Origin of the sequence: Vibrio sp. 10N.261.45.E2 (assembly GCF_002875705.1) — a bacterium.
Taxonomy (GTDB): Bacteria; Pseudomonadota; Gammaproteobacteria; order Enterobacterales; family Vibrionaceae; genus Vibrio.
On record NZ_MCZZ01000109.1, the window covers coordinates 156,627 to 182,382 of the forward strand.

17 protein-coding genes and 4 pseudogenes are annotated in these 25,756 nt (G+C 43.2%); 7 read left to right on the forward strand and 14 right to left on the reverse strand.

What is annotated here, in order from left to right; all coding sequences use genetic code 11:
• Positions 1-583 precede the first annotated feature (583 nt).
• Both BCT34_RS07810 and BCT34_RS07815 read right to left on the reverse strand, forming a co-directional pair.
• Positions 584-3,682 (reverse strand): efflux RND transporter permease subunit, encoded by a 3,099-nt coding sequence (locus BCT34_RS07810; RefSeq protein WP_076652782.1) that lies wholly within the window; start codon positions 3,680-3,682, stop codon positions 584-586.
• Between the two features lie 8 nt (positions 3,683-3,690).
• Positions 3,691-4,809 carry an efflux RND transporter periplasmic adaptor subunit gene (locus BCT34_RS07815; RefSeq protein ID WP_076652780.1) on the reverse strand — a complete coding sequence of 373 codons (1,119 nt, stop codon included), beginning with the start codon at positions 4,807-4,809 and terminating at the stop codon, positions 3,691-3,693.
• 234 nt (positions 4,810-5,043) lie between these two features.
• On the opposite strand from BCT34_RS07815, the gene BCT34_RS07820 reads away from it, so the two are divergent.
• Complete coding sequence (locus BCT34_RS07820) at positions 5,044-5,658, forward strand: TetR/AcrR family transcriptional regulator (protein WP_076652778.1); 615 nt, start codon at positions 5,044-5,046, stop codon at positions 5,656-5,658.
• Between the two features lie 50 nt (positions 5,659-5,708).
• On the opposite strand, the gene BCT34_RS07825 is transcribed toward BCT34_RS07820, so the two are convergent.
• Positions 5,709-6,599: a LysR family transcriptional regulator gene (locus BCT34_RS07825; protein WP_076652776.1), complete on the reverse strand. Its 891-nt coding sequence runs from the start codon at positions 6,597-6,599 to the stop codon at positions 5,709-5,711.
• 161 nt (positions 6,600-6,760) lie between these two features.
• Between BCT34_RS07825 and BCT34_RS07830 the strand changes: the two genes are divergently transcribed.
• Together BCT34_RS07830 and BCT34_RS07835 are read left to right on the forward strand one after the other, a co-directional pair.
• Positions 6,761-7,066 (forward strand): monooxygenase, encoded by a 306-nt coding sequence (locus BCT34_RS07830; RefSeq protein WP_076652774.1) that lies wholly within the window; start codon positions 6,761-6,763, stop codon positions 7,064-7,066.
• Positions 7,067-7,139: 73 nt separating this feature from the next.
• Positions 7,140-7,514, forward strand: a complete 375-nt coding sequence (locus BCT34_RS07835; RefSeq protein ID WP_076652771.1) for a hypothetical protein — start codon at positions 7,140-7,142, stop codon at positions 7,512-7,514.
• 118 nt (positions 7,515-7,632) lie between these two features.
• On the opposite strand, the gene BCT34_RS07840 is transcribed toward BCT34_RS07835, so the two are convergent.
• Positions 7,633-8,151, reverse strand: a complete 519-nt coding sequence (locus BCT34_RS07840) for a lipocalin family protein (RefSeq protein ID WP_076652768.1) — start codon at positions 8,149-8,151, stop codon at positions 7,633-7,635.
• A 319-nt stretch (positions 8,152-8,470) separates the two neighbouring features.
• Here BCT34_RS07840 and BCT34_RS07845 point away from each other — a divergent pair.
• Positions 8,471-10,194 (forward strand): annotated as a pseudogene (locus BCT34_RS07845) (amidohydrolase).
• Between the two features lie 106 nt (positions 10,195-10,300).
• Here the strand turns inward: BCT34_RS07845 and BCT34_RS07850 are convergent.
• From BCT34_RS07850 to BCT34_RS07865, 4 genes are all read right to left on the reverse strand, one after another.
• Positions 10,301-10,789 (reverse strand): hypothetical protein, encoded by a 489-nt coding sequence (locus tag BCT34_RS07850; protein ID WP_076652766.1) that lies wholly within the window; start codon positions 10,787-10,789, stop codon positions 10,301-10,303.
• Positions 10,790-11,051: 262 nt separating this feature from the next.
• Positions 11,052-12,446, reverse strand: coding sequence for a CAP domain-containing protein (locus BCT34_RS07855; RefSeq protein WP_076652763.1), 1,395 nt, complete (start codon positions 12,444-12,446; stop codon positions 11,052-11,054).
• Between the two features lie 220 nt (positions 12,447-12,666).
• Positions 12,667-13,152 carry a JDVT-CTERM system glutamic-type intramembrane protease gene (gene mrtJ, locus BCT34_RS07860; RefSeq protein ID WP_102380506.1) on the reverse strand — a complete coding sequence of 162 codons (486 nt, stop codon included), beginning with the start codon at positions 13,150-13,152 and terminating at the stop codon, positions 12,667-12,669.
• A gap of 114 nt (positions 13,153-13,266) precedes the next feature.
• Positions 13,267-15,414: a choice-of-anchor F family protein gene (locus tag BCT34_RS07865; protein WP_076652758.1), complete on the reverse strand. Its 2,148-nt coding sequence runs from the start codon at positions 15,412-15,414 to the stop codon at positions 13,267-13,269.
• A 508-nt stretch (positions 15,415-15,922) separates the two neighbouring features.
• Between BCT34_RS07865 and BCT34_RS07870 the strand changes: the two are divergent.
• Together BCT34_RS07870 and BCT34_RS07875 are read left to right on the forward strand one after the other, a co-directional pair.
• Positions 15,923-16,207, forward strand: a pseudogene (locus BCT34_RS07870) (pentapeptide repeat-containing protein); the annotation flags it as partial.
• A 14-nt stretch (positions 16,208-16,221) separates the two neighbouring features.
• Positions 16,222-16,449 (forward strand): annotated as a pseudogene (locus BCT34_RS07875) (GNAT family N-acetyltransferase); the annotation flags it as partial.
• Between the two features lie 52 nt (positions 16,450-16,501).
• Here BCT34_RS07875 and BCT34_RS07880 read toward each other — a convergent pair.
• The 3 genes from BCT34_RS07880 to BCT34_RS07890 form a co-directional block, all read right to left on the reverse strand.
• On the reverse strand, positions 16,502-18,715 hold the full coding sequence (locus BCT34_RS07880; RefSeq protein ID WP_076652756.1) for an AAA family ATPase: 2,214 nt from the start codon (positions 18,713-18,715) through the stop codon (positions 16,502-16,504).
• A gap of 224 nt (positions 18,716-18,939) precedes the next feature.
• Entirely contained in the window at positions 18,940-19,953 is a 1,014-nt protein-coding gene (locus BCT34_RS07885; protein ID WP_076652753.1) for a manganese-dependent inorganic pyrophosphatase, read from the reverse strand.
• 205 nt (positions 19,954-20,158) lie between these two features.
• Positions 20,159-20,611 (reverse strand): septal ring lytic transglycosylase RlpA family protein, encoded by a 453-nt coding sequence (locus BCT34_RS07890; RefSeq protein ID WP_076652751.1) that lies wholly within the window; start codon positions 20,609-20,611, stop codon positions 20,159-20,161.
• Positions 20,612-21,093: 482 nt separating this feature from the next.
• Here BCT34_RS07890 and BCT34_RS07895 point away from each other — a divergent pair, with 482 nt between their 5' ends.
• The gene (locus tag BCT34_RS07895; RefSeq protein WP_076652748.1) at positions 21,094-22,308 is read left to right on the forward strand and encodes a 4Fe-4S binding protein; all 1,215 of its coding nucleotides are present in this window, start codon (positions 21,094-21,096) and stop codon (positions 22,306-22,308) included.
• Between the two features lie 142 nt (positions 22,309-22,450).
• Here BCT34_RS07895 and BCT34_RS07900 read toward each other — a convergent pair whose 3' ends face one another.
• From BCT34_RS07900 to BCT34_RS07910, 3 genes and pseudogenes are all read right to left on the reverse strand, one after another.
• Entirely contained in the window at positions 22,451-22,942 is a 492-nt protein-coding gene (locus BCT34_RS07900) for a VOC family protein (protein ID WP_102300459.1), read from the reverse strand.
• A 239-nt stretch (positions 22,943-23,181) separates the two neighbouring features.
• Positions 23,182-25,086, reverse strand: coding sequence for a 5'-nucleotidase C-terminal domain-containing protein (locus tag BCT34_RS07905; RefSeq protein WP_076650935.1), 1,905 nt, complete (start codon positions 25,084-25,086; stop codon positions 23,182-23,184).
• A gap of 361 nt (positions 25,087-25,447) precedes the next feature.
• A pseudogene (locus BCT34_RS07910) lies at positions 25,448-25,756 on the reverse strand (glyoxalase); the annotation flags it as partial.

A 25,756-nucleotide genomic window follows, 5' to 3' on the forward strand; every position in this document is an offset into this window, starting at 1 on the left:
GACGCATCTCAAAAAGCAATGCAATCGAGCCCGTTACTGCCGAGTTAAAACCACACAGAAAACGTGACTTAATTGTTACACTTTGAAATACATTGTTACATTTGGCGCATTATGAGGAGTAGAAATAGAAAGCTCACCAAACAAACTTGGAAACTAACCTTCCAGTTATGAAAGTGAAACATGGAAAACAGAGAGAAAATCAGCTGCACGACATAGACGTGCTACATATGCAAAACCAACACTGATAAGGGATGAGTAAGAGTCAGAGAAATCTGCAACCAACAATGATGAAACGAAGCGATGTTTGGGTACATTAGAAAGAGCGAATTAAACAAAGCGTGATGAACATCAAGTTTATGAATTCACATAGGATTTTAATGGTATTCAGAAAATATATTGCTCCAATCGGCAACCCATTAGATATGTGAATGACACGCTACTTTTCATTGATAATAATGCCAGTTAAGTGCCGAAAGATAGTGGCAAGAATCGACCTAAAAGCCGATTTGACGAGTATTTTAAAGTGATTTAAGCGGGAACTACTCCCCTCAAATGAGAGGAGTAATCGTCATTAAGAGAGGGATTATGCTGTTACTGTGACTACTTTCTTGCGCTGGTTTTTAGTCATCAAGTGATAAACCACAGGCACAAAGTAGAAAGAAATAAGCGTGGTTAATACCGTACCGCCCACAATCGCGACCGCGAACGGAGGCCAGAAACCACCACCAGCAATAATAAGAGGCATAAAGCCACCCACTGTAGTGATTGTGGTTGAACTGATATGTCGAGTACACGACATAACGGCCTCAACAACTGCATCGACATTGCCTGATGAAGCCTCTTTATCTAGCTTCAATTCAGTCAGAATCACAATGGCCGCGTTGATAGCCAAACCCGCAATCCCGAGCATCGCGATGATCACCGTAAAGCCGAACGGATAACCGAAGGTCCAAACAGACAATAACCCTAGACCACCCGCCAATCCTGCTACCATGAAGATGATGCTACTCATTCGGAACGAGTTGAACGACATCACCACCACCAACACCATCAATACCACCACAACGGCGACATTCGAGATCAGGCTGTTGACTGAGTTATCTCGTTCAGCAGATTCACCACCAAAACCAATCGTATAGCCCGATGGCATCTGATAGCTTTCTAGGCGTTTCTGGAACTCGTTGAGCACAGTTTGTGGCAAGACTCCCGCTTCAATGTAACCCTCAATGGTATTGACTCGCTGCCCGTTACGACGAGTAATCGCACCACGGCTGGTAGTCAGTTCAAGTTCAGCCAAAGTCGACACATTGATGCCCGTTGAGTAGACATCAGAACTTATCGGCAAACGGATATTGCTTAAATGCGCTAAGTTTTCACGCGCTTCATCCGCCACACGAACACGGATTGGCACCGACTCACTGCCCTCAATCACTGAGCCGCTTTCACGACCTGTCAACGTAGTTTGCAGCATGCCAGCAAACTGATTGAGTGAAATACCATTCAGTTTTGCCGTGTCTTCATCGACCTTTAACCACACCTTCGGCGTACCCGGTTGCAGCGTTTCTCTTGTGTGAGTCACATGAGGGACACCTGCCAAGATCAAGCGTACATCTTCACCAATCGCTTTTAGCGTGTCGAGGTTTTCACCATAAACACGCAGCTCAACTGGCGCAGTAAATGGAGGACCTTGGTTAAGCTTTCGTACCAAGATTTGTGCTTCCGGCACCTCTTCATCCAACACCTTTTGCAGCTGTGGAATTAGCGCATTGGCTTGGTCGAAGTTTTCCGTTTTCACCATGGCTTGCGAGAAGTACGGCGCGTTATTTTGCCTTGCTTGCAGGTTGTAATAGAAGGATGGGAAGTTTGCGCCCACTAGCCAATCAATGCGTTCCACTTCTGGGTAGCGATGAATGATGTCGTCGATTTTTTCAGAGGTATTTTTAGTGGCGTAAATACTCGCTTGCGGCGGCATGTACACCTGAATCTCAAACATGTCTCGGTCTGACGGCGGAAAGAATTGCTCGGTCAGCTGAGACATACTCCAGTAGCCAGTAAATGGAACCAACAACACCAAAGCTATAGTGATGATTGGATGCGTGACACCAAAACGCACCGAAGCCGAGAACCAACGTGTTAATGCAGGAATTCTTAAGCCCGTCATGTACCAGTGGTGCTGGCCTTTCTTATCGACATCGCTCAGTTGTTTCGGTAGCAGCTTGGTCGCTAAACCTGCGATTAAGGTGTGCGAGATAATGTAAGAACCGATCAATGAGAAAGAAACGGTAATCGCAATACCACCGACGAACTCTCCCGATGCACCCGGCATCAAGATAATCGGAGCAAACGCCAATACGGTGGTTAAGGTTGAGCCTAATAACGGCACCCATAAATGCTTCAATGCATTCATGGTCGCTTCTGCTCGTTGTTGTCCTTTCAAACGGTAAGCCTGAATGGTATCGACCATCACTACTGCGTTATCTACCATGATTCCGAGCGCTACAATCAGACCCGTCACCGACATCTGGTTGATTGGCACACCGGTCATTTTCATTATCGACAAGGTCAACAATGAGGTTAACGGCAGAGAAATCGCCACTAAGATCGCGGCACGCACACCTAAAGTGACAAAAAGAACAATCAAGATCAGACCGAAACCGATCATCAAGCTTTTGCCTAAATCGTCTAAGCGAGTCTCGGTATAACCTTGCTGGTTAAAGAGCACAGTCACCTTAACGTTACTTGGTAACTCTTGCTCAAATTTACCAATCAGGGCATTGGCTCGTGATGTCCAATTATCAACTCGCAGATCAGGGTGCATTCTTGCCGCTACAATCACGCCCGGCTCGCCGTCGATAATGGCAATCTGATCTTGTGGGGTTTTCTCACCACGCTTCACCGACGCAATGTCTTCCATACGGATGATGTGACCGCTGCTGTCAGTGGCGATTGGAACCTGCTTGATGCGCTCAATTGAATCGAGTTCGGACTCAATTTCCAAACCAAAGCGGGAATAAGCGCTGACTAATTCACCAGCAGAGTTCTTAGCGTCAGCCCCTTCGAGAGATTCAGCAATATTGCCGCTCGAACGACCTAAAGCGGCGGCATCAGCGGTGCGTAAGCTGATTTGAATCTCTTCTTGTGGCATCCCGTATTCATCAACGAATTCGGTGCCCGATAAGGTGCGTAATCGCTTGGCGAGTTCTTTAGCATAACGGCCCAGCGTTAATCGGTCAGGTTCGCCGGCACCAGACCAAGTTAAAGATGCAATGGTCGTGAAAGCATAAGTATGGTCGCTATCGAGATCGGGAGAATGAGCACCCGCAGGTAAAATGGATTCGATGTCAGATAACTTGTCGCGAGCTTGTGACCAAACGGGCTCAGGCTCGGTGATGGTGTCATTCAGTTCAAGCGTAACAATCGACACACTGGGCCTTGATGTTGAGCTCACTAACTTAACTTCACTCAATTCACGCAGCTTATTCTCGATAACCTCAGTAACTAACGTTTCTACACGTTCGGCACTGGCTCCGGGGAAGCTGGTCGTGATATTAGCGTAACGGTTGATAATCACCGGGTCTTCTGCACGCGGCAACGTCATGAAGGCTGAAATACCGCTTACCATCAACAGCGCCGTCATCAAGATAAGCAATCGAGTATTGGAAATAGTCTCTATAATTTTCATACTATTACCTACTCAGCAGCGCTGGCTGGTTTCACGATTTGACCCGGAACTAAGCGATGTAAACCACTGGCAATCACCTGTTCACCGTCTTCAATCGCCCCACTTACATACGCTTGTTGATTGTTGGCAAACAACACCTGAACACTTCTACGTTCAACCTTGTTGTCTTCGCCAATCACAAAGATGTTCCACACTCCTCGTAATCCATCTATCAACCCCGTTAATGGCACCCAATAACCTTGCTCTTCAATCTGTTCATTAAATTTAAGGTAGGCAAGCTGCCCTTCTAATACCGAAGATTGCTCTGGGAACAGATAACGTAAGCCAACACTGCGAGACTGCGTGTCGACCATCGCTCCGGGATTCAATAGATTGACGGCATAATCGGTTCGTCCAACTCGGATGCTAGGTGTAGAGAGTGAGGTGACTTTTTGCATTTGATGAGCAGGAATACCGATAAAGGCCTCTTTTCCCTCAGAAGCGAGCAATGTAAGCGTTGGATTACCCACATTCACCACATCTCCGAGCGAGACAAAGCGAGTCGCAACAGTGCCAGAATAAGGCGCAAGAATTGTCGATTTCACCAGTTTCAACTCGTTGCCTTTCACCGATGCATCGATACGTAACAAATTAGCCTGCAATACACGTTGTTCACTGGTTAAGGAATCAATTTCAGCTTCGGCACTGAAGCCTTTTGCTTTCAGTGAGCGTTGACGTTTTAAATTAGCAGCAACAAGACTCAACTGAGCTTTGACCTCTTCGGCTTGCGCTTTCAGTTGGCTAGATTCCGTCTTCAGCAGTTGAGTATCTAACTTGATTAACGGTTGACCTTCAGTGACTGTGTCACCCACATCAACCAGAATCTCGTTTACTTTACCCGCTAATTCAAAACCAAGATTCGCCTGCTGACCAGCCTTTACCACACCGACATATTCACGTTGAACTTCGTATGATGGCGAGCGTTCTAAGGCAACCGTTTCTACTGTCAATACTGTCGATGCAGCACTACTCGACTCAGCAGCACTCGCTGAATCTGATGCTGTCTCGGCTTGTGTATTTTCACCACAACCAACAAGAAGAGTCGACAACGCTACGGCTACAGCGCTTCCCTTCATCAATTTATACATACTTCCTGTCCCTATGCGGTACTCATTCATGATCTTTTTTCAGACTAACCAAACCAAACTGGACTGTCTAGTTTGACTATGTTAAAAATAAGTTTCATCATCAGTGATTGATAAAACCATCACAAAAAGCATAATGCTTAGCGCAAATTGAGCTCCGAAAAACTGACGACCAATAGGCACTAACAAAGAGACAAACTAGGTAACGACCCACACCAAGTAACGAGAAGCAAGCACGTGACAAAAATCATCAAGAGTGAACAGAAGAGATCGCAGATCTTAACCGCAGCAAGTAAACTTTTCTCTGAAAACGGCTTCAAGATCAATATGGATCAGATAGCCAAATCAGCGAACGTTTCCAAGCAAACGGTCTACTCTCACTTTAAAAACAAAGACGAACTTTTTGAAACCTGCATGCAAACCAAGTGCGCCGAGCGTGAACTCAGCCCTTCTGCTTTTGATATGAATGCCACTTTGGAAGAAGAATTGGTGAAATTTGGTGTGAAGTTTCAGGATTTATTGCTTGATGATCAGTCACGACAAACCTTTCAGAATGCGGTCAGCCAATCTAATACACACCCAGAGATCGCCTCTATCTATTTAGAAACCGGTCCTCAAAAAACCACCAAGTTACTCGCTGATTACCTGCAGTCAAAAATAGACTCTGGGGATCTGACGCTGTCGACATCAAGCTCACCGATCATTGCGGCTCGTCAACTGCTGCTTATGTTTCATGGTAAATCCGCCTATTGGTCGTTCTTCGGCCACGATAGCGGCGAGTCTAATGAAGAAAGGCTTAACTACACGCGCGAATGCGTCACACTTTTCTTAAATGGAAACCAGCCTCGTTAGTTCCAGTCCACTGGTGAAATGGAACGCTAAGATCGAAGTAAGATGAGAAGCTAATTAGAAGCCGACGCTAGCAATAACTCGTAGAAACGTTTTGCTGCTGGGCCAGTCTTCGCTCCTTTTGGTTGAGTCAAATGCAACGGAACATGATATCCAGTTCCATTTTCGACATTGAGCACCGTCAGCTTATTTCCACCTCGACTTTCTACAATGTGCTTTGGCAATCGGCAATAACCCACGCCCTGCTCTACTGCGCCAAAGGCATGGTCGAAATTATCCACCGTAATACGCTGACTCGACTTTAACCAACCAACATCCTTCTTCTCGCCCAACTTTTCAACCGAGCCTAAATCTCTCACCACAATTTGTGGCAAAGACGACAATTGATTGAGCGATACAGACGACGCTTTAGCTAGAGGGTGCGAGCTGGCTACAACAGGCTCCATCAATGTAAAACCAAAGGCTTCGGCGGGGTAATTTGTCACGGGGAGATTAATGATGGCAACATCTGCCCTTTCTTGGGTGACCATTTCAGTGGTTTTCGACAGTGATGTTTCTACCACTTGTATCGACGTACTGTTGTTCTCTGCCAGAAACTCAGCCATCGGTTTATACAAGCGTTCAAGGCAGCACAAATGATCAACCGCAACCACGATTTCAGACTCAACCCCCTTTGCTAACTGCTCACTGATCAATTCAAGTTCTCGCGCTTGTTCTAGCATGCTGCTTGCCCTACGCAACAAGGCTTTACCATCTTCCGACAACACCGCCCTACGACCTTCAACCTGAACCAAAGACACACCCAATTGATCCTCCAATTTTCTCAAGGCATAAATCAGCGTGGTATGGCTCTTGTTCAATTGCAATGCCGCCGCCTGAATGCTGCCCGCACGGTCAATTTCGTAAAGGGTTTGCCATTGGTCTAGCGTTGTCTTCAATCTCATCGGTCTAAAATCCTGACAGTTAATGGCAATATTATGAACTTTTTTGTCTAATTTTTACAGGTAACATGAACTTCAACAACAAACGAGAATGGCTTGTTTGTCTTAAACCCCTATTTTTTAGTGGCATTTGTTAAACGAAATGTATTAAACGGAGAAACACCATGAAACTACTACAAGTTGATTTTGAATTTTCAGGCCCTTTCGGTGAAGAGATGTCAAACGCACTCGTTGACCTAGCAAAGTCTATCAACGATGAGCCGGGCATGATCTGGAAAATTTGGACAGAAAGCGAAGCTGAAAAGCTAGGCGGTGGTATCTACTTATTTGAAGACCAGCTGAGTGCTGAAACCTATCTAGCGATGCATGCTGCTCGCTTAAAAGAGATGGGCGTAGAAGAAGTACGTGGTGTGATTTTTGACGTGAACCAACCGTTAACTACCATTAACAAAGGCCCAATCAACGTTTAACGCATCGCTCATTCCTGTATTGAGCAAAAATTCTGATTAGCCATAGCACTAAGTTGAAAGAGAGATCGACACAATGAACAACAAAACATTTTTGAGCCTACACGGCATCATTTACGCAGGGTTTGCCTTCGCGCTGTTTTTCTTACCTACCGTCATGTGGCCAATGTACGGTGTGGAGATCAATGACAAGTACGCGTACTTTCTCTCTCAGCACACCAGTATATTCCTGGGAGGCATTGCTGCAATAAGTTGGCTACTCAGAGAGATTGAACCTGGAGTGTCAGCGAAAAAGCTCATTCAAGGCTTAGTTATCACTAACATGCTTGGTGCTATCATCACATTGTATGCAGCGTTCACAGGGATTTTTGTTGGCTTTGGTTGGAGCGACCCTGCGTTCTTCCTTTCACTATCTGTACTCAGCGTGTTGCAGGTTCGTCGACAAGGCTAGTTCATACAAAATACAAAATACAAAATACAAAATACAAAACTAAACCAATAAAAAAGGAACAGATGCACTCATCATCTGTTCCTTTTTCAATCAACTGTCGTTAATTTAGCTCGCCTGCTTATTTGTTGTGCTCAACGTAAATCAACTCGTCAGTATTGAAACCACGCTCTTTGGACATGGTTTTGAACTTCTCCATCACCTCTGGTGCAACTTCAGGGGTTCTTGAAAGCAACCACAAGTAGTCTGTATCTGGGCCCGAAACAAATGCGTATTGGTATCCCTCTTTGTCCAGCTCAAACACCACATAAGCACCGTAGAAAGGACCGAAGAAAGACACCTTCAAATAACCTTGCTCGCTGCCTTCAACAAAGTAAGCTTTGCCTTCCGCTTCGTTCCATTCACCTTCTTCAGCCGAATAGCCACGGTTAATCACCTTCACGCCGCCATCATCACGAAGGCTGTATTCAGCGCTGATATTGTCTAAACCACGTTCAAACGAATGATCCAGACGAGCCACTTCGTACCATTTCCCAAGGTATCGATCCAATTCAAACTGTTGAACCGGCTTTACTGTTTCAGGCATGCCGACACAGCCACCCAACAAGATCACGCTCAGCAGCAATAATATTTTTTTCATCCTAACCTCAGCTTATTTTTATCAATAATGCGAGTAAGTCTTGTGAAAACATAAACTTACTTCCTTGGTAATACGTTAAATCCATTTTTATAGTTCACTTAACTGTAAATTATTCAGACGTTTATGTGAATCGTTTAATCTATGAATGGGTTCGAAATACCTTATTGATGAGTTGTATTCCACAACCTCATCAAAAGATACTGGAATTGCATCCAAACAAGAGAGCAACCAAGGACACTTTATTATTAAAAATTCACGATATGATTCTGGCCACTCGCTTTCTATACTTATTAAACAGTGGAACATGGAAGACATAATAATGAATAACAAACTCACTCGACCACGCGCTGCATGGATAACATTATTCGCAAGCTTAACTGCCATCGCGCCTGTTTTTGCACAAGACTCAATTCCTACTCAAAACCCTGCAACGACTCAAAGTGCTGACCAGATTTTTACCAATGCCGACATCTATGGGCATCGCGAATCAGATTCGATCGTTACCCATGAAGGCAAGATCATCTTTATAGGAAACCAATCACAGGCACTCTCTTTTCAAGGGCAAAACACTGATGTCATTGATTTAGACAATGCCTTTGTTTTACCGGGGTTCATCGACAACCATAACCATGTGTTTGAAGCAGCCTCAGAGCTGGGTGGCAATTGCGAACTCGATTCTGAAGCTACCCTAGAGGAACAAATACCCTACTTAGAAGCGTGTCAAATCAATGCCGACGCTAATGGTAGAGGTTGGCTTATGGGCTATGGTTTTTCTTTGGAAGCAACGCTCAATAGCGACTCAAATTACACGCCACTCGAGATCATCGACAGTATCTTCCCGGATCGCCCGGTGGTGATCATGGAGCAGACTTCACATTCAATGTGGGTTAACTCAAAGGCACTGAAAATCGCCCGAATCAGCCAACAATCTCCCGATCCGCAAGGCGGGGTTTATTTAAAAGACCAAGACAGTGGCAAACTCAATGGCATCTTATTAGACAATGCTGGCGACCAAGTCATGGAGACCGCTTGGAACAGCCAAAGTGAACTGTTTGAGCAAAGTTATCAAGGGTTAATGTACGGTCTTGAAGAAGCCGCGGCTCACGGTATTACTACCATTGGTGACGGCCGAATGTATTGGAAGCGAGGTTGGTATAACGTTTGGCTAGAGGCCGAACAAAACCAAGATCTCACAGCGCGCGTCTCATTGCGTCCTTGGGTTTACCCTTCCATGGCAATGCCTTCTCAATTAGAAGTCTTTGAGAAGATGTATTCCGATGATAAAAGCCGTCTGTTGTTGGTTGATCAGGTGAAAATGTACAGTGATGGCGTTTTCATCAATGGCACCGCAAAAACGCTCGCCCCATACTTAAATACTTATTTACCAAACTCCCCGATGGCTTGAACTACATTCCACCAGCACAGATGAAAGAGTGGCTAATTGCCCTCGAAAAAATTGGCTTTAGCGCCCACATACATGCCATTGGTGACGGCGCAGTTCGAGAATCTTTAGATGCCATCGAGAGCGTACGTGAGCAGGGTTCGCAAAAGCCATACACGCTCACCCACGTTGAATTGATCAATGATGAGGACGTTCCACGATTTAAACAACTCGGCGTAACCGCGGATTTCCAAGTTGGATCAGACTACGTCGCGCAACATGATCACGAATGGGCTAATGCCTTCTTAGGTACGAGACGCGCAAAAGCCATGATGAACCTTGATGTGATACTCAAAACCGACGCCAATATCACTTTAAGCAGTGATTGGAACGTTCACGACATCAACCCTTTAGTCGGTATTGCGAACAGCTTAATCATGGGAAAAACAGGCCTAACTGATATCTATACAGCCATCGACGCTTGCACCCTCAACGCAGCTAAAAGTCTAGGGATTGATGATATTACGGGGACAATTGAAGTTGGGAAGTCTGCAGACTTCGCCATTCTAGATAAAGATATCACCACCTTGCCAGCAAGAGGGATAGCCAAAACTCAAGTATTGATGACGGTATTACGTGGGAATGTGGTTTACGAAAAATAAAGCCCAAAACATACAAAACCAAATAATAGCGACATGACGCTTATACGAAAACGAGCCAGCTTATTCAGCTGGCTCGTTTATTATTCACCTATGTATTTTCGTTTTATTACGCGTTGGTCTCTTTTAGCACTTTCACATTTGAATCTTGTTTATCATCCAGAGCAAAGTAGATCTTCGATACAATCACTTCAGCAATCAGAATCGTAAATACCACAGCGAAGAACGCTACCACACCATTCCAAGGACCAGTAAAGCTCACCTTCTCGCCGAACAAGAGGTTAACTGCTTCTAGCATCACAAACTTAGAACCCACCCAAATAATATAAGTGGTGATTGCTCGATAAACCTTCGGTGCTGTGCCGGGCTTGCTTTTGAAGTGCTCAGCAATTTTATGTTCTAAACCAATAGAGAGCTTCAGTAATAGCTGCAACAACAACGCTGCAATCAAAGAGATCGTGAAAGACTCAATGTTCACAAAGTCCCAGTACTCATCGAAGAAGTTAAGTACGACCAAGTCCACCAGCACGGCTAATGTGTAACCTACGAATAGACGTTGTGGTGTGTTGGATCCGTAAACTTTGTCTGATTTAGTCATTCTGTTTCTCTCTAATTGGATAAGTAGTCTCGATTTGAAATACATCTTAGCGTTCGAATCGAAGCAAAACTTACCATTTGGTGACACCACGCAAAATCATTCACAACATAAATAAATCGTTATCGTGTCATCCCAACCTTCACCTTCAATAACCCTGATCGCCCACTTATCACTGTGAATAAAGTGCCACTTAAGTGCCGTTGTCGAGCAAGTAGACAGAGACGACACTAAACAGGTTACCCGTATTAGACTAATCAGCGAGTTAGTTGAAATCTTGCGTCCAATAAGACATCTTCGATGTATCTGACTTACTGACTTTGTATCCAATCCCCATCTTTGTGTGTCGGCTATTCATCACGTTTTGGCAGTGACCTTCGTGACCAGCCCAACTATTAAGACCTGCATTGTTAACTTGCCCATCACTTCGTGGACTGGTGTAACCGAAAATAGGTATCACAACCGAATTGGATGAGAGGACAAACGCATTCTGACCAGAACTGTTCACAACAAAGTGACCTTGAGCATCTCTTCTGTGTTGCTCATCTGAGTTCAATTGAGCATTACTCGCCGTGTTACTGTCCCAAGCGATAGGAGCTGCTGGTGGGTAGTTACCACTCGAAAACGATGAACCAAAGGCATCACAATAACGTTGTGCCGACCTCGCACAGTTTGTCGAAATAACAGATTGATATTTAATACTGTTCTGGCTTAGATCGTCTGGAATATTCACAATTCGGCACCACTTTTCATCGGCAACGCCTTGACCGGGTATCCCCCAAATTGCACCATTTAATAATTGGTTTGTATCTAGCGATGAGAAATCGATAAGAGTGTCGCTATTAAGCTGTTCTAGATCCAAACCGATCTTTCCAGATGAAGCGTTCAACTCAAAGATCGAAGCCCCGGCTTCCTTTGCTGCTGCGTTAATTTTATCTCGTTGTAACAATTCCCAAGAATCACCAAACCGCTCTTTTGACTGCTGTCCATAAGCCTGAGCGATAAAATCATAAGTGGGTAGATTCGACTCCACTCCGTTCTCATCTTTGGAAACTACGCTGCCAACGGTTTTAAATTCCAACGAACTGTCGAACACAGCATCGTTAAACACATACGATCCCAAGAGCTCACCAGAACAAGCGTTGCTTTGCATATTGTATCGATATTCAGAAATTGTACCGTCCACAAGTAACTGATGACTTTTCCTTTGCGCGCTTAACCTTGCGGTTTCATAACAGTGCCAATCGTTAACAAAGTTACTGCCATTATCGATAACGATCGTTGGTACCGCGATATCCACATCAACTTTCTGAGTATCCCCACCTTTGAACGCAGGCAGTTCGTTTTTAACAGTAATGGATGAGTAATTTCTGATTGGTTCCGTTTTTTCTACAAAGCCTTCGATAGCAAAAATCATATTGTTGCTAAGCGCCTTAATATCGGGTTGCTGAGACGTTACTGTCGACGGAGAATCGGTGTTGCCTGGAGTGCTAGGATTGCTAGGATTGCTAGGATTGCTAGGGGAGTTGGGGCCGTTTGAAGTTCCTGGGGGAGTAGCATTATTAGACGTTGTGTTGTCACCTTCTGATGAACCTTCTCCGCCACAACCAGTAATAATCAATGCTAGAAGGGTGACTGCTGAGATATTTTGTTTTTTCATGAGTTAATCCTTAACCATATACTTTTCTTGGTTTAAGAATGTTGCCTCATAGAGCGAACTTAAATTTCAGACCAATGTCAGAGCCCCCAAATACTGACACCAAGTTCACAATTCATAAGATATTGTCAATTCGAAGTTTATTTTATAATCCAATGGACTCATTCAGTATTTTGACTTGTTATTTTCGTTTTTAGCCGATTGATGCTCGGTAAACTGACAATCAACTACTCTTGATGGCTAAACTCATTAGAAAAATGGCGTTGAATAGACAGTGCAGCGCTATTGGTACTAATAAAGAGCCATAGCGCTCTTTGAAGTGCCCTAATATCACCGATGGAATAAACGTCAGTGCGGCAAATAAAGGGGGGTGTTGCATTAAGTGGAAACTGGCAAACAGACAGGAAGTCACAACATTAGACACACTTACGCCATAGTATTGGTTGTTCAATAATTTTTGCTTTAAGAGAAAATCATGAATTCCGCCTCTGAAAGACACTTCTTCAAGTACGGGATAAACAAGCAATATATTTACCAAAGCAACAGTGGTAATGGGCCAAACATTGTTTAGACCATATGGCAGCGCAAACCAAAACGCCAAACCAATGGCAATACTGAGACAAACCGTAATGTGTAGCTGTTTGTCTTTATGTGCCTGTCTGCAATTATGTATCCGTCTGCTCCCATGCTTTTGGTGATGTGTTCCCATATCCAATTCCCCCGCGTCTTCAATCTTCAATCTTCAATAAAAAAACAAGAGCCCGGAGGCTCTTGTTCAAGTATTAAAGACCGAATTCAACTGCTGAGGCTCTAGTTTTATGTTTTAAACAGTTTGATGACGCTCTTTGATTCGACGACGGATGATTGCAATCATAGACGCCAACATCAAAAGCAGCAAAGTGGGGTCTTTCGGCGCATTCGGGTCGCCCATGGTACAACCACCACCCGTAGACACTACTTCCTCATCATCCAAATACTCGTCAACACGAACGGTCACCACACCTGTATTGGAAACCTTGCCGTCATCGGACACTGTGTAAGTAAATTGTTCAATGCCCGTAAAATCAAGCGCAGGCGTATATTCGATCTCTTTATCATCGGTGACATATGATGTCCCATTGCTAGGACCATTAGTAATGGATACCGTCAGCAAATTGTAATTTCCAAGGGTGTACTCATCATTGGCAAGAACGTCAATTTTAATCGGTACTCCTTCTGTTGTTATCTGATTATCATTTTCGATAACTGGTGCGCCCAATACCACCTCTGGGTCAACGAGCACTTTTACAGAAGCCACATTAGATGTATGGTCATCAATCGTTACTTGATAGTCGAACACCTCGTAGCCACTGAAATAGTCGGCAGGTGTGTAGGTCACAGTTAGGTCCGTGTTCCATACCGCCTCACCATTAATAGGCTCTTCTACAATCGCTACTATCGCAGTATCTGACTCTAACGGTTCTCCGTTCAGCAGGTCATTTTCCAGCACATTAATGGTCACTGGTGTTTTCGCGTCAGTCGTTACATATTCATTAAATGCCGACAGTACATCTTCCTTTGCTTTGTATGCAGATAGAGGCGGGGCTTGATGGCCTGCTTGTATCCAATCAGGCTCTTCACTACCGGGCGCTCCAAGTAAAACATCATCAATTGAACGAGCTGTAACTCGAAGCGTGATCGAACTAAATACCAGCTCATTATCCTCATCAAGCAGCTTTTCATCAATGTGGATGTAGATATCAGTATTTAAACCAGCGATATCATCACTTGGAATCACATCGTAACGGATCACGTCAGCAGGGTCTTCGTACGGAAGATTCAACCCAAGAGGCTTTTCAGCCCATTCGGCAAGTTGTTCTAGGGGGACAACTCCAAAGTTATCGTCAATGGTATCGGGATCACCATCGAGGCCAGAACGACCAGAACGCCAATCGGCTCCATCCCAAATGGCCACCACCCCATCCGATTCTGCGTTAATATCATTCTTCAACCAATAAGCGATAACACTTGGTACTTGGTTATTTGGTAGCATATAACCCAGCATATTTCCGGGCAAAGCCGCATCGTGCGTTTCGTTGATATTAAAGAAGTTTTTTGTCAGAGAGCCAATGACACCTTCATCAATCGATAATCCACTGTCGATGTATTGCGACTTCAAATCCATGTCGACAAGGTATTGTGGGTCCATGAACCCAGCAGCATCATGATCTAAAAATCCGGGGCTAAAACGTACTCGAGAACCATCGTCAAACAACTTGGGGGCAAAGGTTGCAAAGCGCTCAGATTTCCAAACGGAAACGTCAGGTGCAGAGCCGGTACGTCCATCAAAAAACTCACGAGGCACCGTTGTCCGCATTTCAAAACCAACACCGTGTTCAGCAAAGTTAAGAGCTTGAAATTGATCTTGCAGCCCAGTACCCAACTCAAACTTGTAACTGGCAATACGTTTGTTGGTATTATTTTTTATCTTTTGGATAACTCGATAAATTCTCCCAATGCCATACTCTTCTCGAAACTGCGAAATAGTGTTCTCTTTTTTTTCTGAACCAGTGCCTGTACCTGAATCCCCTTCTTCTTGCTGATCTTCGTCAATCAGTCCTTTATAGCGAATGTCTTTCACGCCTAAATCGAAAACCAAATCAATGGGAGTGTCAGTTTCCGTTAGCTGTAAAAAATAACGTTTTGAGCTTCCTGATGCATCGTTACAAGCTTTTGAGACGACTGTGTCGGGAAAATCAGGGGATTCCATTTCACCAGACGCCATAATGCAGTTGTGAAATGAATAATCTAAGTTGTCGTTTAAGATTTGAAGGCCGGGAGCTCGGCCGCTGCCGTTATCTAGCTCCCAAGTAATATAGGCAACACTGTCTGTATCCCAATCGCCATCTTCACTGGCCGCCTGCTTTGCTGCATCTTGTGAACTGTAAATATAACTTTTCGATGTTGCGCCAGTAACGCCATCCACGGTCATAATATTGTCTTTGTTCCACTGCGATAATATTGGTGCTGGTATATCCAAATACAAGTTTGGGACGGGGTCTTTAGCGTAAGCAGAGACGATTATCAACGGAGTGAAAAACAGAAGGAATATAACTCTTATTATTAGTTCATATTTGCTAAGTCCTTTTACTCTCATAGCTTCAACCCTCTATTTATCTTCAAATATTAAGCATTCAAGATTAACTTAATCTATGTCAAAAATTTCGGCATCACCTAAGTGGGTGACGTTTCGCAATTACCTTTGAGATTTCAGCGAGAAAGTGATCTGTGAGGCCAACTCAAGGCAATCTTTATCGACGGAGAGCAAGCGTTTGCGGTTTACGGTTTACGGTTTACGGTTTGAGATTAGATAGAGAGAATCGTCCGACTAAAGGGGGCCATTTATGATAAAACAAAAGGTGTACCCGTCTTCCCATCAAAATAAAGCCACTAAATTAACCTCATTAAACTAAGACGAACGTGCGCAGCTACGTAACGCCGATTTATCGAGCACCAACATGAATCAGGCTGACATCACCTAGGCCAATTTCAGCCACGCGAACCTGAACAGCGCGACGTTTCGCGATGCTGATTTGCGAAACGCAGACATGAGCCACGCACAAATGCTCAACGTCGATTTGTATCGCGCGGATCTATTCCGTACCGATTTCAGTCAGGCCAATCTCGATGATGGTGCCCTCAACCGTGTCGGCCCAAGTAAAACGATCATCAAACTGCGTAACCCGAACCAAGAATGTTTCGCGGCCTCGTTAGGCAAACAATAAACCGCGTAGCTTTATTAATGGAAGAAACCGAGAAACAACTCGACGCTAACGTGATCTTCGTGATGGGCGAACCGTTCCACTACGGTAACCGCTACAACACGCCACACAACGTGCTTCCACCAGTAAGAACACTTGCCCCTCTAGAGTGCTGGTTCGCTAAAGCACCGACCCCTGGCGCATTAGACGGCGTGGGTGAATCTACCTCACGCGTCACTGGCCCTTACGCAAGCGAGCAGGTTTAAGATAAATCAGATACGAAAAATGGAACGCTCAGGCGTTCCATTTTTGTTTTAGTTAAGCGTAATAAGCGTCGTAATGTGGCTTATCATTAACCTTGATTGCAGTAGTAACAATGTCCCATACCTGAGCTAATTGTGGTTGGACTGCAGCAGGAAGTTGCATTCCTACCTCTATCGATTTGGCATGGCATTTTTCATTCATGTACTCGTACAAAGTGTTAGATTGCACTTCAGCATCAGCAGCGCCTTTTAAAAAATGCAATGCAATATTATCTACACCGTATTCTCTGAACTGAGTTAGGTTGAACCTGAATGAAAAATAGACTTCCATCACTTTTCGGACATACGACTGGACCGCAACAGCATCACAATTGTATGGCCTTTCAATAGCTTCCTTAACTTTACTGATCAAGTAAGCATATTCAGAACGATGGTCTTTTAGTAAGTCAGGTAGACGATCAATACGTGATTCGTTGTCTTTTCTGTTAATTAGGAAGTACCTTGTACGCTTAAAGTTTCCTTCAACTTCTTTATAATGCGATAACCACATCTTAACCAAGTTGAAGAATTCAAAGTTATGAGTAGAAATAAATAGCTGTTCTACTTTGTCATGATTTAACTTACTTTTTATAATGCCAAGAACATTGTAGATGTGGTTTGAATCAAGGCTACAGATTGGGTCATCGATGTAGACAATTGGTTGAACGCCCTGAAGAGCTTCATCTTCCAACTGTGTTATGAAGTAAGCAAAAGCAATAGCTGTACGCTCACCATCTGATAAATGCTTAGCTTTACGTTCTTCACGTATAAACTGATATGTCCCTTCGATTAATTTTATAGTTATATCCGTCTTGCCAAAATACTGTCTTAGATTGTCATTAAGCTTTTCAGCGCCTTCATTGATATTGTTTAGTTCAGCTTCAATAACCTCAATACGTTCATTCTTAGTTCGAATATCGTTTCCTGCATTTTTTGCAACTATATCTAATGCTTCAATTTCAGTAAGTGCTTGTGAATGGTTGTAGTCTTGTGTTTCTTGGTAAACATAATGGCGTTTAATTGTGTTTATGGCGTTAGTTTTCTCTGTCGAATGATTTGATGCCCGCTCGTTATGAACAAATATTGAAGCATTAATTTTTGCCAATAAGTCTGTTGGATCTGGTAGAGGATAATCAGAACCATTAAACGGGACGACCTCTGCCATTTTGCTCTTCTTATCTTCCAGTAAAGCTACCAATGCATTTTTTACAGCTTCAAATTCAAGTTTAATAGGTTCAGCCTGATCTTTTAGGTCGTCAAAACCAGTCTGAAGATCTGTGTACAAATCCCTTTTGTCAGGCATGCTAGATGTCACTGATTTACCTAAAATGTCAGCTATGGCGCTTTCAATTCGTTTGCTTAATGTTTTGTAGGTATCTGAAAAGTAGTTATTCAACTGCTCTAATCGCTCTACAGTCACCTCTGATTGGCAAAACTGGCATGTTGTTGTTGCTTGGTGATGATCTATACCTTTCTCAACCCATTGTTTTAATGCATGGTTAGCTTCTAACTCCGCAATCGTAATTTGCGTAACGGATACTGCTAATATTTCCTCAACATTAGATAGCTCCGTAATCATATTTGGAACGGCGATTGTCGCTGTGGTTACACTTGAGACAACATCAGATCTTGCAGTTTCGAGCAATGCACCTAGTTCTTCTGCTGTCTTTAAATGTAATACATCAGCTTCAAGTAGCATTGGTTTAACATTTGCGGCATTAAACTGCGCTGTACCAAGAATATTAAGCTGTTTTACATTTCTGCCTACAGCCGTTAAACGGTTATTACGCTCAGTTGTTTTTGTAGCTGATTTTATGATGCTATTGGCTTTGTTGTTCTCTAAAACCGGAACCTCTTCTCTAAGACGCTTTAGTTCATCTTCAAGATCAATATTTCTCTCACCAACGATAAGAACAGGATCAACACTTGATTCATCGAAATCAACATTTTTTGCGATATAGTCTGAATTGAAAACACGAAGGTTATCTACTTTCTGCAGAGCGTTACTTTTGATTGAATTACCATCATGTTTATTGATTTCAAAAGAACCAGTCTCAAAACCTTCAGTTTTCTCACCTAGCTCGATAGATCTGAAGATCCTTGATAGTGTTGTTTTACCCGAATAGTTAAAGCCATATATCAAATTGAACTGATGAAATGATTCACCACCAACTGTTTTTGCATTCTTGAAAATTCCGAAATCTTTTATAAACTTTATGTTTTTAAACATGTACTTACACCGGCCTGTTTAGTCGGAATATTGTATCAGTTATATTTTTTTCGGGTGTGATACGTGACAAATATCATCATTATTTAATATGTCAATCATCCTCTATAACCGTTCAATAAATAGGGAAGCACCAACACGCTTTTGTCCAAATCCCATTTAGACGCCCAAGAATCAAAAAAGGGATTGGTATCTCTACCAATCCCTATCCCAAACTCTCTTAATACTTACAAGCTCTCAATTGCCTTTTGTACTGCTGGGCCAATCTGACGCTTACGAGAAGTAACGCCTTCCAGAGTTAGCATGTCGCTGGTTGGTTCAGCGTTGAAAGCCGACTTGATGACTTGATAATCGCTTTCATCCACCCACAGTAGATTCGCTTCTTTGTTCTTCGTGTCTGTGATTGAGAAGAACAGATGGTCTAATCCGTTCTCTTCCTTATAAGACTTCATCGCTGCCAAAAGCTCGTCTTTACGGTCAATCAGTTGTTGAGCCGTTAGTGTTTCAGCGACACCGATGCCCACATGTTTGCCACCGTACTTAAAGTTTTTGTAATCCAACGTCAGAATGGTTTCAGAAGAAAGATGGCTGAGATCCGATTTAGCAATCAACATCTGTTGACCGAAATCTTCGATGTCTGAAATGCCTGCAACCTTCGCCAACTTCTCCGCGTATTCACGATCATGATCTGTTGTAGTTGCCGATTGGAATACCACAGTATCAGAAAGAATTGCACCCAAGCCCACACAAGCAAGGTGTTTAGGTAAGGTCACATCCAACTTTTCAGCGTTATCAGCCAGAATAGTCGCAGCAGAACCCCAACCTCGAATATCCATCTCAACAATTTGTGGTGCATTAATTGGAGAACCACCAATCGCATGGTGATCGACCACAGCCACAATGGATGCTTGATCGATGGTTGGCGCTAGTTGAGTCACTTGGTTGAAGTCCACCAGCCCGACTCGATATGAAGAGTAATCTGTCTCTACGCGTGGAGATTCAGCATTACAATAGTTCAAGATAAACGTCGATTCAGGATTGATAGGTTCTGGCACTGTCGCCGTACCACCATAGATATGAGCCGCGAGCATCGCAGACATTACCGTGTCGCTGTCTGGGCTAAGATGCCCCGTCCATACGAGATCTTCACTGTTTTCATTAGCAGATTGTTGCAAGCTAAAAGCAAAGCTTGCTGAACTGAAAGACATGATTACGGCGGCAACGACAGGTGTTAGCTTCACGGGTATTTCCTTATTTGGATTCATTTTAGAACCCAATAAGTTAACCATGAAAGATTTCAGGACCGTGTCAGCGATGTTTCAGATTTACTTCAATGAGTAACGAAATGTAATTTGGCTCTCGTTAGGTTTCCCCAAAAAAACAAAAAAGGATCGGTATCTCTACCAATCCTTTAAGTTTCACAAACCAGTTCAGGCTTAGAGGCAATTAGTGCTTGTACCTAAAGGTATTGCTGTCATCAACAATCTCAATTCTGATAGGCAAGGTTCCCTGCTTAACATTGCCAATTTTTGCAAATGCCTTGTGCGAAAGGTCGATAACTCGGCCTTTTACGTATGGGCCTCGGTCGTTAATTTTAACTTCGACAGACTTATTATTGGCAGTGTTAGTTACTCTCACGATCGTGCCAAAGGCTAAAGTTTTATGCGCTGCTGTATAAGCATTCATATTATACGTCTCACCACTTGCTGTGAGCTTGCCATGGAATTTATCGCCATACCAAGAAGCTTTACCAGCAAGAGCGTGTGACTTGGCATAGTCCTTTGTTTTAGAGCTGCCGACAGCCGACGTTGAGGTGCATCCGGCTAATATCATAAGAATAAGAGCAGTAAAGATAATATGTGATTTTTTCATGTAATTTGGGTGCGCTAATCTGTGCATTTTTCTCTGTTTTCGTTGTGTTTTGGTTAGCTATACAATGCTGAGTATATTCACTGCTCAGCAAAGGCTACCATCCGGTATGTACGCACAATGTTTTCATGAAGAGTGCTTTCTTCCGTCATATTCATGAAAGGTTTTATCTTCAAAACGTCAAATTTAACAAAGCGTTAAGGTTGCTTATTTATTAATCATTCAACGCAGATAAACCACAGTTCAAAGAACACTCGAAGGCAGATTAATTTGCGCCCTATTCTGATATGAAGCTCCTCTTTCTTCACTCTCCAAAAGCGGTTTGGTTATCAATCAACTCTGTTCTATTTATTAATAAACCCAACTAACGCTATTAAAAACCACCCCAAATGGTTAGGCGAAATATTAATGAAAATTAACTCATATCAAAGATAGATAAGTTAGCTCATTAATCGTCAGACATGCTCTTATATGCGATTTATAGTACCTCTCTGTAATGAAACGGTGGCTATATGACTTTTATTGAATCCTTTACCTTAATGCTTGCATTGATTTATAGCATTTGTGTTCTCTACACCAGCGGTAAAAAGCTCGGTAGCATAATAACGTCCTGCATTCTCATCACAGCGGTACTTAGTGCAGCCTATTGGCCTTTGCTCATCGCTCTTTCATTGGCGTTGGTTGTCATCTCTTCGATTTTTTACTTTAAACCGACCATAATCACAGCTTCATCCAAGACAAATGTTTTGCGTCAAGCCAGCCAACATGCGATGGCACTTTCATTATTTCTAGTAGCTATCCAGTACACCCTTCACACATGGCTGCTTGTTCATCAAATATCTCCAAGCTTCATGCGACCTGATGTTACGGATGCTTTCTTACCTATTGCTGCGGCCATTCAACTTAAGGCTATCTTCTCTATTGGGTTTTGGGATCAAACTCATCCGGCAGGCGCTGTTATGCTCGTGACTGTGTTAGTGACTGGGATTGTTTGTAAGCGTGCCTTTTGTGGTTGGATTTGTCCGCTAGGTCTCGCTGGGGAATATCTATATAACTTACGCTTAAAATTCGTCAAGAAAGCGTATTTGCCACCAGTTTGGCTCGACTGGCCACTACGTATGATGAAGTACTTACTATTGGCTTTCTTTACCTTTATTTCTGTAGGAATGCCTGTCGCGAGCCTGACTTATTACCTCAATGGCAATTACCATAAAATCGCAGATGTAAAAACCGCTTGGGTATTCGTTGAACCAGGAATAATTACTCTTGGTGTTTTAGCCGTCATTCTATTGATGTCAGCATGGCGACAACGTGCTTTTTGCCGATACTTTTGCCCTTATGGCGCCCTACTTGGGATAGCAAGTCTACTTAGCCCATTTAAGATTCGCCGAGACACTAAGCATTGTTTAAATGAAAAAGATAATCTGAATTGCAGCAAATGTACTCGCGCATGTCCTTCTAATATTATTATTCATACCGCTATACAGATTCGAACGGATGAGTGCCAAGCTTGTTTACGCTGTGTTGCTGCATGTCCAAATAAGCAAGCGCTTGGACTAAAGACACGCAATGGTTGGCAATTATCATCTAAGTATCTTCTCGTTTTAGTGCTAATGATAATGTTTGGCATTCCTCTGTTATCTTTTACACTGGGTTATTGGCACAGTCAGACCACCAATGAGATACGCATACAGTTAATTCAAGTGATGGACTATCTCAGCTATTGATCTTGGCTCTCAACTCTAAGATCTAGGAGTGGAGCCACCACAATCACACACAGCCCAAACACAAAAAAGGATTGGTATCTCTACCAATCCTTTTTAGGGGGTGTTTCGGTTTTTCTACCTTATGACAGGTAGGTAGCGCCTATTACTCGTAATCTGTCGCGTACGTATCTTCGTATGAGTGAGAGTAGAACTCGAATAGGTTGCCAAACGGGTCTTCTAGGTAAACCATTTGTGCTTGTTTTAGCTCGTCTTCTGGGTGGTAACGGTGAATGTCCATACGTACTTTACCGCCGAACTCTTCTACACGTTTGATAGCTGAATCAAATTGCTCTTTTGGAAGCTGTAGACAGAAGTGGAAGATACCTAGGCGAGAGAAATCAACGTTATGACGCTCTTCACGGTCAACCATTTCGAACAGCTCAACACCGATACCATCAGATGTTACTAGGTGAGCGATGTTGAAACCTTTGAAGCCTTCGCCAAATACTGCGATACACATACGGCCGATTGCTGATTCGCGCTCTTCCATCACTTTAGTGTTGTTCATTACAACTCTTAGACCTAGAGCCTTGGTGTAGAACTCTACCGCTTGGTCCATATCACCAACCATGATGCCTACGTGATTCATTTTCATAACTTTCTCCAATTCTTTTTAATTCTGTACTTTCGAAGCTCAGCTTCTGTATTTCGTTTCGATGGAGAGAGTATATGGAGATAAGTGTATTAAATGAAATTATCATAAATTATATTAATAATAATTTATTGTTATCTATTATTTCTAGAGGTCGATAGTTAACAAACATGTGCCCCAAGAACTTTTGCTCTTGGGGCACATTGATCATATGAACGATTGTTAATGGTATCTATCAGACGCTAATTCAGCGCTTCAATGAGCGTGATCTCACGTTTGATCTGCATGCCTTCTTGCTCGGTCGCTTGCGTCAGTTTGTTATTACGTGCCGTTATGGCCGCTTGTTTAGCTTTGTCAGTGTCAAACATCAGACCTTGTACATTGATTGAAGCGATATTCGTATAGCGGCCATCGTCACTTGTTGGAATTGAGATAACTTCATCATTTATCAGCGACTTTACGATCTCACGTTGTTCGCTGTAACGGCTATCCAACCCAGAGAGTGTCCAACGTTGTTGAGGCTTCCCTTCATACTGACCATTCTTTTCTTCTGTTAGATACTTGATGGTCATATTACGAATTGTGCCCGCTTCCTCACCATACTCTTCCTCTGTGTCAAACAGTACAGGGAAGGATTCACCTTCTAGTACGCCACCTTTTTTAGTGAGGTGACCCATTCGATAGCTATTCATACCAATTCGGATTTCAGTTTCATCGGTAACAGGTGTGCCATCAGCGAACTCGAGGTTAGTAATACGTTTACCTGCAGGCTGAGTTAGATCAATGGTATAAGTCACGCCCGCAAAGAAATCATTAGTCGAATATTTAGATGCTCTGCGTTCTGGATTAAAGCTATAAGTGACATCACCAGGTTGTACCGAGTTGAAGTAGCCAGCAGACCATTCCATGTAGGTTTTAAGTTCTTTACCTGTCATCTGGTAAACCGTGATTTCTCCACCAGCATATTGATAGTTATAAGCGATGTCTTTGGCTTTAATCGGACCAACATCCAGCTCTGCATTGTCATTATCAATTTGGAGTGCGATGACATTAGCTTTTGGCGCATAGAAGAAGCTCGCTTCTTGGTATAACGCACTAATACCGGTGTCTTGAATATGAACTTGAGGTATACCGCGGATTTCATTTTCAGGGACTAAGTCAACGCCAGTTAGCTGAGCCACAGGTCGATTCGCCATTTCTCGAAGTTGTTTGTGATACGGCTGATATAGCGCGTCCATATCTTCATCGGAATCAACGCCATTAATCTTGTAGGTGAAGCTGTCTTTATTCACTAGAGTGAATTTGCCATCGCGCTCTTCAAATTGGAGGTCGATACGAGATAGAGCTCGGCCATACTTGTCAGGCTCAGTAATAATCACCCCATTCACAACCGCCTTATCAATACGAGTGTGCATGTGGCCAGCAACAATGGCATCCAACTCTGGGTTAGCATTCGCAATGTCGGTGACACCTGTATTCGCGATGTCATTTTCGTTTTCAATACCCATGTGTGCAACCAATACAATCGCATCTACTTGGTCATCAATCTCTTTGATTATTTTCTTCACTTCCAGAGTTGGGTTGGTGAAAGTGACGCCTTCTAAACGGTTAGTACCTTGTGCAAAGACTTCTGTCATTGGGGTGTCCATTCCTATCACACCGATCTTAACTCCACCGCGTTCTAGAATGGTGTAACCCGGTAGGAATGGGTTTCCATTTTTGTTCTTGATGTTGCCGCCTAAAGACTGGCCTTTAAATTGAGTAACGGCTCTGTTGAGCGTTTTAAGACCGAAGTCGAATTCATGATTACCTAAAACCCACACATCATACTTCATGTGGTTGAAGCCAAGCATCATTGGGTCAACGGGCTCATCTTTGAATGTTTCTACGAAGTTACCTTGAATGGTATCGCCAGCATCTGCGAGGATAATGTTTGATTGCTCTTTGCGGATATCCCCCACTTTCGTCGCTATTTGGCTTAGGCTACCGCGCGTGTTGAGTTTATCTGATGCGTAGTCCCACGCCATGAAATGACCATGGATATCTGAAGTGCCAAGTATCGTGACGTCGTGTATGTCACCATCAGCGGCAAAGGTAGGAAAAGTAAGAGAAAGTAGAATTGCACTGGATAATAATTGTCTTTTCATCTGCATGTTCACGTAGTGGATAAAGTATGACGCCACCATATAGAATTGCGTCTACCTTATGGGTGACTAGTGTCATACTTTCAGTGATACAAGCTTTTGATATTTCAAATAAACGTGACTAATAACAGCCTTAAAACAACTTAAGTAACTATACGGGTTACACCAACACATGAATATGCAGCGCCACATATCAAAGTCTGTGGCTCAGTTTAATCTCTTCAAATTCAGTTCAATTAAGTCAGGTTCGCTTAACTAGCTTATCCATACCCCCTAACCCCAAACACAAAAAGGATTGGTATCTCTACCAATCCTCTTTAGGGGGTGTTTCGGTTTTTCCACCTTATGCAAGGCAGTAACGCGATTACTCGTAATCAGTCGCGTATGTATCTTCGTATGAGTGAGAGTAGAATTCGAATAGGTTGCCAAACGGGTCTTCTAGGTAAACCATTTGTGCTTGTTTTAGTTCGTCTTCTGGGTGGTAACGGTGAATATCCATACGTACTTTACCGCCAAACTCTTCAACGCGCTTGATAGCTGAATGAAACTGCTCTTTTGGAAGCTGTAGACAGAAGTGGAAGATACCTAAGCGAGAGAAATCAACCTTGTGACGATCTTCACGGTCAACCATTTCGAACATCTCAACACCGATGCCATCAGATGTTACTAGGTG

Bases quoted from the DNA above. Each gene is read 5' to 3' on its own strand.
- BCT34_RS07830 (WP_076652774.1), top strand. From the start codon at position 6,761: ATGAAACTACTACAAGTTGATTTTGAATTTTCAGGCCCTTTCGGTGAA.
- BCT34_RS07865 (WP_076652758.1), bottom strand. From the start codon at position 15,414: ATGACCGTGGATGGCGTTACTGGCGCAACATCGAAAAGTTATATTTAC.
- mrtJ (WP_102380506.1), bottom strand. From the start codon at position 13,152: ATGGGAACACATCACCAAAAGCATGGGAGCAGACGGATACATAATTGC.
- BCT34_RS07890 (WP_076652751.1), bottom strand. From the start codon at position 20,611: ATGCACAGATTAGCGCACCCAAATTACATGAAAAAATCACATATTATC.
- BCT34_RS07840 (WP_076652768.1), bottom strand. From the start codon at position 8,151: ATGAAAAAAATATTATTGCTGCTGAGCGTGATCTTGTTGGGTGGCTGT.
- BCT34_RS07900 (WP_102300459.1), bottom strand. From the start codon at position 22,942: ATGAAAATGAATCACGTAGGCATCATGGTTGGTGATATGGACCAAGCG.
- BCT34_RS07895 (WP_076652748.1), top strand. From the start codon at position 21,094: ATGACTTTTATTGAATCCTTTACCTTAATGCTTGCATTGATTTATAGC.
- BCT34_RS07825 (WP_076652776.1), bottom strand. From the start codon at position 6,599: ATGAGATTGAAGACAACGCTAGACCAATGGCAAACCCTTTACGAAATT.
- BCT34_RS07850 (WP_076652766.1), bottom strand. From the start codon at position 10,789: ATGACTAAATCAGACAAAGTTTACGGATCCAACACACCACAACGTCTA.
- BCT34_RS07880 (WP_076652756.1), bottom strand. From the start codon at position 18,715: ATGTTTAAAAACATAAAGTTTATAAAAGATTTCGGAATTTTCAAGAAT.
- BCT34_RS07855 (WP_076652763.1), bottom strand. From the start codon at position 12,446: ATGAAAAAACAAAATATCTCAGCAGTCACCCTTCTAGCATTGATTATT.
- BCT34_RS07835 (WP_076652771.1), top strand. From the start codon at position 7,140: ATGAACAACAAAACATTTTTGAGCCTACACGGCATCATTTACGCAGGG.
- BCT34_RS07810 (WP_076652782.1), bottom strand. From the start codon at position 3,682: ATGAAAATTATAGAGACTATTTCCAATACTCGATTGCTTATCTTGATG.
- BCT34_RS07815 (WP_076652780.1), bottom strand. From the start codon at position 4,809: ATGTATAAATTGATGAAGGGAAGCGCTGTAGCCGTAGCGTTGTCGACT.
- BCT34_RS07905 (WP_076650935.1), bottom strand. From the start codon at position 25,086: ATGAAAAGACAATTATTATCCAGTGCAATTCTACTTTCTCTTACTTTT.